The 10,920-nt window shown below is 68.6% G+C and carries 10 protein-coding genes; 2 read left to right on the forward strand and 8 right to left on the reverse strand.

Features of this window, described 5'->3' with window-relative positions:
* Positions 1 to 475: 475 nt before the first annotated feature.
* The 3 genes from CA983_RS32875 to thyX all read right to left on the reverse strand — a co-directional run bounded on the left by CA983_RS32875 (position 476) and on the right by thyX (position 4,167).
* Positions 476 to 2,161 carry a ribonuclease J gene (locus CA983_RS32875; protein WP_086604446.1) on the reverse strand — a complete coding sequence of 562 codons (1,686 nt, stop codon included), beginning with the start codon at positions 2,159 to 2,161 and terminating at the stop codon, positions 476 to 478.
* A gap of 154 nt (positions 2,162 to 2,315) precedes the next feature.
* On the reverse strand, positions 2,316 to 3,215 hold the full coding sequence (gene dapA / locus CA983_RS32880; RefSeq protein ID WP_086604447.1) for a 4-hydroxy-tetrahydrodipicolinate synthase: 900 nt from the start codon (positions 3,213 to 3,215) through the stop codon (positions 2,316 to 2,318).
* A 211-nt stretch (positions 3,216 to 3,426) separates the two neighbouring features.
* The gene (thyX, locus tag CA983_RS32885) at positions 3,427 to 4,167 is read right to left on the reverse strand and encodes an FAD-dependent thymidylate synthase (protein WP_086604448.1); all 741 of its coding nucleotides are present in this window, start codon (positions 4,165 to 4,167) and stop codon (positions 3,427 to 3,429) included.
* Between the two features lie 177 nt (positions 4,168 to 4,344).
* Between thyX and CA983_RS32890 the strand changes: the two genes are divergently transcribed.
* A complete protein-coding gene (locus CA983_RS32890; protein WP_059415289.1) occupies positions 4,345 to 4,584 on the forward strand; it encodes a hypothetical protein in 240 nt (79 codons plus the stop codon).
* A 112-nt stretch (positions 4,585 to 4,696) separates the two neighbouring features.
* Entirely contained in the window at positions 4,697 to 5,251 is a 555-nt protein-coding gene (locus CA983_RS32895; RefSeq protein WP_086604449.1) for a hypothetical protein, read from the forward strand.
* An 82-nt stretch (positions 5,252 to 5,333) separates the two neighbouring features.
* On the opposite strand, the gene CA983_RS32900 is transcribed toward CA983_RS32895, so the two are convergent.
* The 5 genes from CA983_RS32900 to rpsO all read right to left on the reverse strand — a co-directional run bounded on the left by CA983_RS32900 (position 5,334) and on the right by rpsO (position 10,761).
* Positions 5,334 to 5,789 carry a tetratricopeptide repeat protein gene (locus CA983_RS32900; RefSeq protein WP_086604450.1) on the reverse strand — a complete coding sequence of 152 codons (456 nt, stop codon included), beginning with the start codon at positions 5,787 to 5,789 and terminating at the stop codon, positions 5,334 to 5,336.
* 13 nt (positions 5,790 to 5,802) lie between these two features.
* Positions 5,803 to 6,555, reverse strand: a complete 753-nt coding sequence (dapB, locus tag CA983_RS32905) for a 4-hydroxy-tetrahydrodipicolinate reductase (protein ID WP_086604451.1) — start codon at positions 6,553 to 6,555, stop codon at positions 5,803 to 5,805.
* Between the two features lie 28 nt (positions 6,556 to 6,583).
* On the reverse strand, positions 6,584 to 7,963 hold the full coding sequence (locus CA983_RS32910) for a M16 family metallopeptidase (RefSeq protein WP_086604452.1): 1,380 nt from the start codon (positions 7,961 to 7,963) through the stop codon (positions 6,584 to 6,586).
* On the reverse strand, positions 7,960 to 10,176 hold the full coding sequence (locus CA983_RS32915) for a polyribonucleotide nucleotidyltransferase (protein WP_086604453.1): 2,217 nt from the start codon (positions 10,174 to 10,176) through the stop codon (positions 7,960 to 7,962). The genes CA983_RS32910 and CA983_RS32915 overlap by 4 nt, the downstream gene beginning before the upstream one ends.
* A gap of 297 nt (positions 10,177 to 10,473) precedes the next feature.
* Entirely contained in the window at positions 10,474 to 10,761 is a 288-nt protein-coding gene (gene rpsO / locus CA983_RS32920; protein WP_059415298.1) for a 30S ribosomal protein S15, read from the reverse strand.
* Positions 10,762 to 10,920 lie beyond the last annotated feature (159 nt).

Below are 10,920 nucleotides of genomic sequence, written 5' to 3' on the forward strand. Positions count from 1 at the left end.
GGCGGAATAAGCCCGACCGTTCACAGCGTCCTCGCTGTGTTTTTTCAAAGGAACCTCGACCATCGGAAATTTCCGACGGACGGGGTATCAACATATCTGGCGTTGACTTTTGGCACGCTGTTGAGTTCTCAAGGAACGGTCGCTTCCTTTGTACTCACCCTCTCGGGCTTTCCTCCGGGCGCTTCCCTTCGGTCTTGCGTTTCCGACTCTATCAGATCTTTTCTCGACCCGATTTCCTCGGTGCTTTCCAGGTTCCCGCTTCCGCGTTTCCGCTTCTGCGTTTCCCTTTCCGGCGGTTCCGACTTTATCAGAAGTTTCTCAGCCGGATTTCCATCCCTCACCGGAGCATGGTTCCCAGCGCTGAATCGGCCGGGTGCCCCGTCGGGAGGAGTTGTAAACCTACTGGAGCGGGGCTCCTCGATGCAAATCGAGGAGCCCCGCTCCCAGTTGGCGCCTGGTCAGGCCCGACGGACCGTCAGACCTCCACGACCACAGGCAGGATCATCGGCCGGCGCCGGTAGGTGTCCGAGACCCACTTGCCCAGCGTGCGGCGAATGAGCTGCTGGAGCTGGTGGGGTTCGACCACTCCGTCCTGGGCGGAGCGTTCGAGTACCTCCGTGACCCTGGGGATCACGTCGCCGAAGGCGGAGTCCTCGATGCCGGAGCCGCGGGCCTGGATGTGCGGTCCGCCGGTGATCTTCCCGGTGGACGAGTCCATGACCACGAAGACCGAGATGATGCCCTCGTCGCCGAGGATCTTGCGGTCCTTGAGGGCCGGCTCTCCCACGTCCCCGACCGAGAGGCCGTCGACGTAGACGTAACCCGCCTGGACCTTGCCGGAGATCTTGGCCTTGCCCTCGACGAGGTCGACGGCGACGCCGTCCTCGGCGATGACGATGCGGTCGTGCGGGACGCCGGTCAGGGCGCCCAGTTCGGCGTTGGCGCGCAGGTGGCGCCATTCGCCGTGCACCGGCATCAGGTTCTTCGGGCGGCAGATGTTGTAGAAGTACAGCAGCTCGCCCGCGGACGCGTGGCCGGAGACGTGGACCTTGGCGTTGCCCTTGTGGATCACGTTGGCGCCCCAGCGGGTCAGGCCGTTGATCACGCGGTAGACCGCGTTCTCGTTGCCGGGGATCAGGGACGACGCCAGGATCACCGTGTCGCCCTGGACGATGCGGATCTGGTGGTCCCGGTTGGCCATGCGGGACAGGGCCGCCATGGGTTCGCCCTGGGAGCCCGTGCAGACCAGGACCACCTCGCTGTCCGGGAGGTCGTCGAGTGTCTTGACGTCCACGACGAGGCCCGGGGGGACCTTCAGGTAGCCCAGGTCTCGCGCGATGCCCATGTTGCGGACCATCGAGCGACCGACGAAGGCGACGCGGCGGCCGTACTCGTGCGCGGCGTCCAGGATCTGCTGGATGCGGTGGACGTGGCTGGCGAAGCTCGCGACGATGATGCGCTTGCGGGCGCCGGCGAAGACCTGCCGCAGCACGTTGGAGATCTCCCGCTCGGGCGGGACGAAGCCCGGGACCTCGGCGTTCGTCGAGTCCGAGAGCAGGAGGTCGATGCCCTCCTCGCTCAGACGTGCGAAGGCGTGGAGGTCCGTGAGGCGGCTGTCCAGCGGGAGCTGGTCCATCTTGAAGTCGCCGGTGTGGACGACCATGCCCGCAGGGGTGCGGATGGCGACGGCCAGCGCGTCCGGGATGGAGTGGTTGACCGCGACGAACTCGCAGTCGAAGGGGCCGATGCGCTCGCGGTGCCCTTCCACCACTTCAAGGGTGTATGGGCGGATGCGGTGCTCCTGGAGCTTGGCCTCGATGAGGGCGAGGGTCAGCTTGGAGCCGATCAGCGGGATGTCCGGCTTCTCGCGCAGGAGGAAGGGGACGCCGCCGATGTGGTCCTCGTGGCCGTGCGTGAGGACGATGCCCTCGATGTCGTCGAGGCGGTCCCTGATGGACGAGAAGTCCGGCAGGATCAGGTCGATTCCGGGCTGCTCCTCCTCGGGGAAGAGCACTCCGCAGTCGACGATCAGCAGGCGTCCGCCGTACTCGAAGACCGTCATGTTCCGGCCGATTTCGCCGAGGCCGCCGAGCGGGGTGACCCGCAGGCCGCCTTCGGGGAGCGGCGGGGGCGGGCTGAGTTCGGGATGCGGATGACTCAAAAGACTCTCCTCACCACGCGCGCCACGTACCGGTAGGGCACGTGGCGCGCATGACGTTCGTGCAGAAGCAGTTGTCGTATGGAGTGGTGCGGGCACCGGTGGCCCGCTATTCAGTTGTGAAGCAGGTGCGCGGGGGTCCGCGCGAAGTCTGATGTCAGAGCTGTACCCCGCCGGCGGCAAGATCGATCTTGAGTTGCTCGATCTCCTCGGGCGCGCATTCGACCATGGGGGCGCGCAGGGGCCCGGCGGGCAGGCCCTTCAGGGCGAGCGCCGCCTTGGTCGTCATCACGCCCTGGGTGCGGAACATGCCCGTGTAGACCGAGAGCAGCTTCTGGTGGATCTCGGTCGCCTTCTGGACGTCGCCGGAGGTGTACGCCTCGACCAGGGCGCGCAGCTCGGGGGTGACCACGTGGCCGACGACGGAGACGAAGCCGACCGCGCCGACGGAGAGCAGCGGCAGGTTCAGCATGTCGTCGCCGGAGTACCAGGCGAGCCGTGAGCGGGCGATGGCCCAGCTCGCCCGGCCCAGGTCGCCCTTGGCGTCCTTGTTCGCGACGATCCGGGGGTGCTCGGCGAGGCGGACGAGCGTCTCCGTGTTGATCGGGACGCCGCTGCGGCCGGGGATGTCGTAGAGCATGACCGGCAGCTCGGTGGCGTCGGCGACGGCCGTGAAGTGCCGGTAGAGGCCCTCTTGCGGGGGCTTGTTGTAGTACGGGGTCACAACGAGCAGGCCGTGTGCGCCGGTGCGCTCCGCCGTGCGGGCGAGTTCGATGCTGTGGTGGGTGTCGTTGGTGCCGACCCCGGCCACGACGTGGGCGCGGTCGCCGACGGCCTCCAGGACCGCCCGTACGAGATCCCTTTTCTCCGCATCGCTGGTGGTCGGCGACTCGCCCGTGGTGCCGCTGATGACCAGGCCGTCGTTGCCTGCGTCCACCAGGTGGGTGGCGAGCCGCTGCGCGCCGTCGAGGTCGAGTGCGCCGTCCGCCTTGAAGGGCGTGACCATGGCGGTGAGGACCCGCCCGAAGGGGGTCTGCGGAGTCGAGGTCGGAGCCATGGGTTACACGCTACTCGTTGCTCAGGACCGGGTCTGCCCTAGGGGGAGGCGACAAGTCGCGACAAAGATGGAGCCCGGCACTGCCTGCTCGGGGGTTCAAGCAGTGCCGGACCCGTTTGATCAGGCTAGATGAACTTCTCGAAATGCCGCAATACGGACACTTCGTGCGGCTGAACCGTACATCTGTGCCTGATCGGGGAACGGGGGCGCGTTACGGCGCCACGCGCCCGTTCGCGTTGAAGGCGGCGTAGGTGAGCGGCATGAGCCTGGCCCACTCGGCCTCCATCTTCTCGCCGACCATCTCGATCTCGCGTTGCGGGAAGGACGGGACCTTGGCCAGCTCGTGCTGGGTGCGCAGGCCGAGGAAGTGCATCAGGGAGCGGGCGTTGCAGGTGGCGTACATCGAGGAGTACAGGCCGACCGGGAGGACCGCGCGGGCGACCTCGCGGGCGACACCGGCGGCGAGCATCTCCTGGTAGGCCTCGTACGCCTGCCGGTAGGAGTCCTCCATGACCCGGCCGACCAGCTCCTGCTGGGCCTGGGTGCCCTCGACGAAGACGTACTTGCCGGGGCGGCCCTCCTGGACCAGCTTGCGGGACTCGTCGGGGACGTAGAAGACCGGCTGGAGCTCGCGGTAGCGGCCGCTCTCCTCGTTGTACGACCAGCCGACGCGGTGCCGCATGAACTCGCGGAAGACGAAGATCGGGGCGCTGATGAAGAAGGTCATCGAGTTGTGCTCGAAGGGGCTGCCGTGCCGGTCCCGCATCAGGTAGTTGATCAGGCCCTTGGAGCGCTCGGGGTCCTTCTTCAGCTCGTCCAGGGACTGCTCGCCGAGGGTCGAGACGCGGGCGGCGAACAGGACGTCCGCGTCGGACGCGGTGTGCTTGACCAGCTCGACGGTCACATCGCTGCGGTAGCTGGGCTTGATGTCGTCGGCGGGGATGTCGGTCACGGTTGGCAGGGCCTTCCCATCTCGTCGTGTGGCGACGCCACTCTACGGCCCGACGAAATCAGCGCGATCGGTGGCGTGCCGCAATGAAGTCGGTGAAACAGGGCACCTCTGAGGGAGTTCATTCGTCTCTACAGACGAAAGTGATCCGTTCCACCCCTTGAAGGAGACGCACCCCTGATGTTCGGTCGGCGTGAACCCGTACCGTTTGCCTTCGTTGCCGAGGCCGACAGGTTCCGCAGCAATGTCACTCCCCCACCGCGTGAGCGGCTGTCCGTCGGCCAGATGGCCGGGCGATGGCTGCTCGGTCTGACCATCGTGGCGGGGCTCGTGGGGTCCCTGGTCGTCGGGACGCCCGCGCTGTCGGTCGACCACCCGGGCTCGCAGCCGCAGCAGTCACAGGCGTCGCAGAAGAACTGAGCCGCCACAGGCCGGCGCTGACTCCATCCGGCCCCCCGCCAGTGGTGACCGGGTACACAGATCGGTAGCCTCACCGGGCACAGCCCACGCATGGATCGAGTGAGGACCAGCCGTGCCCCTGCCCTTCCTGACGGCCGACCGCGTTTTCGAGGCGGCGGACGACGTTCCGCTGCCGTACGACGACCGTGACCGCTGGCGGCGGCCGTACCGGCCCGGGCCCTGGCGGGTGGTCGCGGCGGCGCTGGCGCTGCTGCTCGCGTCGTTCGTGCTGTTCGCGGCGGTCATCATCGCGGCGACGGCCGAACTGACCTCGGGCGGTATGGTCTTCGGGCTGGCACTGCTCGTCATCGCCGGGGCCCTGCGGCTGCTCCGCGTGGGCGTGTGGGTGAGCGCGCGCGGGCTGCGGCACGTCGGCTTCCTCACGACGCGTACGGCGTCCTGGAACCAGGTCGCCTCCGTGCGCACGGTGCAGCAGCCGGTGCGCTGGCTGGGGCTGCCCCGGACGGTGCAGGGGCAGGCGCTGCTGCTCGTCCGGCAGGGACAGTCGCCCGAGGCTGCGTCGGCGCTGCTGACCACGCACAACGCGGACTTCCTGGGCCGGGTGGAGGCCTTCGACCGGGCGGCCGACTCGGTCGAGGCCTGGGCGGACGAGTACCGCCCGCACTGACGCCCTCGGTGATCCCGGATTCTCATGCCGGAGGGGCCGGACCGTTCGCGGTCCGGCCCCTCCGGCATGAGTGGGGTGCGCCTCAGGCCGTCTCGGGCTGCTTGCGGTCGTGCAGGGCGATCGCGCGTTGCATCGCCTTGCGGGCGCGCGGGGTGTCGCGGGCATCGTGGTAGGCGACGGCGAGGCGGAACCAGGTGCGCCAGTCGTCGGGGGCGTCTTCCGTCTCGGCCTTCCGTTTGGCGAAGACCTCGTCGGCCGAGTCCCGGTCGATCCGCCCGCTGGGCGTGCGCCTCAGTTCGTCGACGGGCAGGCCGCCCTCGGCGTCGAGTTCGGCGGCGAGCTGGTTGGCCCTGCGGACGAACTGGGTGTTCTTCCACAGGAACCACAGGCCGATGGCCGGCAGGATCAGCACCGCGACGCCGAAGGTGACGGTGAGGGGCGTGCCGGTCTCGATGAGCAGGACGCCGCGGCTGCCGACCAGGACGAAGTAGACGACCAGGACGGCGGCCGTGAGGGCGTAGGTGAGCTTCGCGCGCATGACGGTCAGGAGCTCAGCTCAGGTCCAGGAAGTGTTCCAGGCCGAAGGTCAGGCCCGGGACGCTCCCCACACGGCGGGCGCCGAGCAGGATGCCCGGCATGAAGCTGCTGTGGTGCAGCGAGTCGTGCCGGACCGTCAGGGTCTCGCCCTCGGCGCCGAGCAGGACCTCCTGGTGGGCGAGCAGCCCGCGCAGCCGGACGGCGTGGACCGGGACGCCGTCGACGTCGGCGCCACGGGCACCGTCCAGGGCGGTGGTCGTGGCGTCCGGGGCCGGGGCGGAGCCGGCGTTGCGGCGGGCCTCGGCGATGAGCTGGGCGGTGCGCGTGGCGGTGCCGGAGGGGGCGTCCACCTTGTTCGGGTGGTGCAGCTCGACGACCTCGACGGACTCGAAGTACGGGGCGGCGATCTGCGCGAACTTCATGGTCAGGACGGCCCCGATGGAGAAGTTCGGCGCGATGAGCACGCCCGTCTGAGGGGACTGCTCCAGCCAGCCCTTCAGCTGCGCGAGGCGCTCGTCGGTCCAGCCGGTGGTGCCGACGACCGCGTGAATGCCGTGGCCTACGCAGTAGTCGAGGTTGGCCATGACCGAGTCGGGCGTGGTCAGTTCGACCGCGACCTGGACGCCGGTCTCGGCCAGCGTCTCCAGCTTGTCCCCGCGGCTCAGCGCGGCGACCAGTTCCATGTCCTCGGCGGCTTCGACGGCTCGTACCGCTTCCGAGCCGATCCGGCCCTTGGCGCCGAGGACCGCCACGCGCAGCTTGCTCATCTCTTGTGCTTCCTTCACCAGGGGGTTGTCAGGCGACGGCGTCGTGCAGGCGGGCCGCCTGTTTGTCCTTCAGCGGGCCGATGACCGACAGGGAGGGCTTCCGTCCCAGGATCTCGCGGGCGACCGAGCGGACGTCGTCCGGGGTGACCGACGCTATCCGGGACAGCATGTCGTCGACGGACATCTGCTCGCCCCAGCACAGCTCGCTCTTGCCGATACGGTTCATCAGCGCGCCGGTGTCCTCCAGGCCGAGGACGGTGGAGCCCTGGAGCTGGCCGATCGCGCGCCCGATCTCGTCGTCCGAGAGGCCGTGCTCGGCGACGTGGTCGAGTTCGTCGCGGCAGATCTTCAGCACGTCGTGCACCTGCGACGGCCTGCACCCCGCGTACACGCCGAACAGGCCGCAGTCGGCGAAGCCCGAGGTGTACGAGTACACGCTGTAGGCCAGGCCGCGCTTCTCGCGGACCTCCTGGAAGAGGCGGGAGGACATGCCGCCGCCGAGGGCGGTGTTCAGCACGCCCAGGGCCCAGCGCCGCTCGTCCGTGCGGGACAGGCCCGGCATGCCGAGCACGACGTGCGCCTGCTCGGTCTTGCGGTCGATCAGCTCGACGCGGCCCGCGGTGCGCAGGGATCGGCTGCCGCTGCGCGGGGCGACGGGCTCGGCGGCGAGGTCCTTGAAGGCACCGGCCTTCTCGAACGCGGCGCGGACCTGCCGTACGACCTTGGAGTGGTCGACGTTGCCGGCGCAGGCGACGACCAGGTGGGTCGGGTCGTAGTGCTTCTTGTAGAAGCGGCGGATGCGGTCGGCGGTGAGGGCGTTGACCGTGTCGACCGTGCCGAGGACCGGGCGGCCGAGGGAGTTGTCGCCGAACATCGTGTGCGCGAACAGGTCGTGCACGCAGTCGCCCGGGTCGTCCTCGGTCATGGCGATCTCTTCGAGGATCGCTCCGCGCTCGACGTTGACATCCTCTTCGAGGATGAGCGAGCCGGTCAGCATGTCGCTGACGACGTCGATGGCGAGGGGCAGGTCGGTGTCGAGCACGCGTGCGTAGTAGCACGTGTACTCCTTCGCCGTGAAGGCGTTCATCTCGCCGCCGACCGCGTCGATGGCGGAGGAGATGTCCAGGGCGGACCTGCGGTTCGTGCCCTTGAAGAGCAGGTGCTCCAGGTAGTGGGTGGCGCCGTTCAGGGCCGGGGTCTCGTCGCGGGAGCCGACGTGCGCCCAGATGCCGAAGGTCGCGGAGCGGACCGAGGGCAGGGTTTCGGTGACGATGCGCAGGCCGCCTGGGAGGGTGGTCTTGCGGACCGTGCCGATGCCGTTGGTGCCCTTGATCAGGGTTTGGGTACGGGCGACGGCCCGCGCCTCGGAGGAGGTGCGGGCCGTCGCCGTGGAGCTGCTCGACGTCACTTGTCGGTGTCGTCCTTGTCCTCGGAGGCTTCTTCGCCCTCGATCACGGGGATGAGGGAGAGCTTGCCGCGGGAGTCGATCTCGGCGATCTCGACCTGGACCTTGGCGCCCACGCCGAGAACGTCCTCGACGTTCTCCACGCGCTTGCCGCCGGCGAGCTTGCGGATCTGCGAGATGTGCAGCAGACCGTCCTTGCCGGGCAGCAGGGAGACGAACGCACCGAAGGTGGTCGTCTTGACGACCGTACCGAGGTAGCGCTCGCCGACCTCGGGCATCGTCGGGTTGGCGATGCCGTTGATCGTGGCGCGAGCCGCCTCGGCGGAGGGGCCGTCGACCGCACCGATGTAGATGGTGCCGTCGTCCTCGATCGTGATGTCGGCGCCGGTGTCCTCCTGGATCTGGTTGATCATCTTGCCCTTGGGGCCGATGACCTCGCCGATCTTGTCCACGGGGATCTTGACGGTGATGATCCGCGGGGCGTTCGGGGACATCTCGTCCGGCGTGTCGATCGCTTCCATCATCACGTCGAGGATGTGGAGGCGGGCGTCACGGGCCTGCTTCAGGGCCGCGGCCAGGACGGAGGCCGGGATGCCGTCCAGCTTGGTGTCGAGCTGGAGGGCGGTCACGAAGTCCTTCGTACCGGCGACCTTGAAGTCCATGTCACCGAAGGCGTCCTCCGCACCGAGGATGTCGGTGAGGGTGACGTAGTGCGTCTCGCCCTCGATCTCCTGGGAGATCAGGCCCATGGCGATACCGGCGACGGGGGCCTTCAGCGGCACACCGGCGTTCAGCAGCGACATGGTGGAGGCGCAGACCGAGCCCATGGACGTCGAGCCGTTCGAGCTCAGCGCCTCGGACACCTGACGGATCGCGTAGGGGAACTCCTCGCGCGCCGGCAGGACCGGGATCAGGGCGCGCTCGGCGAGGGCGCCGTGGCCGATCTCGCGGCGCTTCGGGGAGCCGACGCGGCCGGTCTCGCCGGTGGAGTACGGCGGGAAGTTGTAGTTGTGCATGTAGCGCTTGCGGGTCACCGGCGACAGCGTGTCCAGCTGCTGCTCCATGCGGAGCATGTTCAGCGTGGTGACGCCCAGGATCTGGGTCTCGCCGCGCTCGAACACCGCGGAGCCGTGGACCCGCGGGATGGCCTCGACCTCGGCGGCCAGGGTGCGGATGTCGGTGACACCGCGGCCGTCGATGCGCTTCTTCTCCTTGATGACGCGCTCACGGACCAGGGTCTTGGTCAGCGAGCGGTACGCGGCGGAGATCTCCTTCTCGCGGCCCTCGAACTCCGGCAGGAGCTTCTCGGCGGCGAGCTGCTTGACGCGGTCCAGCTCCGCCTCCCGCTCCTGCTTGCCGGCGATGGTGAGCGCCTGGGCGAGCTCGGGCTTGACGGCGGCGGTGAGCGCCTCGAGGACGTCGCCCTGGTAGTCCAGGAAGATCGGGAACTCGCCGGTCGGCTTGGCGGCCTTGGAGGCGAGGTCCGACTGGGCCTTGCAGAGCACCTTGATGAAGGGCTTCGCGGCGTCCAGACCGGCCGCGACGACCTCCTCGGTGGGCGCCTCGGCGCCGCCCTCGACGAGCTTGATGGTCTTCTCGGTGGCCTCGGCCTCGACCATCATGATCGCGACGTCGCCGTCCTCCAGGACGCGGCCCGCGACGACCATGTCGAAGACGGCGTCCTCGAGCTCGGTGTGCGTCGGGAAGGCCACCCACTGACCGCGGATCAGCGCGACGCGGACGCCGCCGATCGGGCCGGAGAAGGGCAGACCGGCCAGCTGCGTGGACGCGGACGCGGCGTTGATCGCGACGACGTCGTACAGGTGGTCGGGGTTGAGCGCCATGATCGTGGCGACGACCTGGATCTCGTTGCGCAGGCCCTTCTTGAAGGACGGGCGCAGCGGGCGGTCGATCAGGCGGCAGGTGAGGATCGCGTCCTCGGAGGGCCGGCCCTCACGACGGAAGAAGCTGCCGGGGATCTTGCCGGCGGCGTACATCCGCTCCTCGACGTCCACCGTGAGGGGGAAGAAGTCGAGCTGGTCCTTGGGGTTCTTGGAGGCGGTGGTGGCCGACAGCACCATGGTGTCGTCGTCCAGGTACGCCACGGCGGAGCCGGCGGCCTGCTTGGCCAGGCGGCCCGTCTCGAAGCGGATGGTGCGGGTGCCGAAGGGGCCGTTGTCGATGACGGCTTCGGCGTAGTGGGTCTCGTTCTCCACTAGCGTTTTCTCCGTTACTTTGTCGTCTTTCGTCCCACGCTGCCCGTGTGGCAGGGGGACGGTGGCGGAGAAGCGCTCCGTTGGTGCGGGCCGGTCTTCGATCGAAGCACCCGGGGCTTCCCCCCGGGGGCCACTACCGAGGACCGGCGGCGGCTAGGCGCGCTTCTCCTCTTCTTGTCGTGCTGTGTCGTCCGTATTGCGTTGTGCTACCACACTACAAAGCAGCAGCGACACTCCGCACGTACAGCAAAGGGAGCGGTCCCCTTTCCTGCCGGGAACCGCTCCCCTCACGGCGTCTTACTTGGCGCCCGCCGCACCGCGGCGGATGCCGAGGCGGTCGACCAGCGTACGGAAGCGCTGGATGTCCTTCTTGGCGAGGTACTGCAGCAGCCGGCGGCGCTGACCGACCAGGATCAGCAGACCACGACGGGAGTGGTGGTCGTGCTTGTGGGTCTTGAGGTGCTCGGTCAGGTCGGAGATCCGACGCGACAGCAGAGCGACCTGGACCTCGGGGGAGCCGGTGTCGCCCTCCTTGGTACCGAACTCGGACATGATCTGCTTCTTCGTAGCGGCGTCGAGCGACACGCGTACTCCTCATAGTCTGTGACTGGCCACCGAGTGCCCCCGGTCTGCTTCTCGGGGGAGCTTCCGTGACTCGGAAGGCGGGGATCCGCTGGGCGCGGCCTCCAGGGCGATGGGCTCCGGGGGTGCGTACACAAACGGCCGTCGACCAGGGTACCAGGC

Source organism: Streptomyces swartbergensis (assembly GCF_002148965.1).
Taxonomy (GTDB): domain Bacteria; phylum Actinomycetota; class Actinomycetes; order Streptomycetales; family Streptomycetaceae; genus Streptomyces; species Streptomyces swartbergensis.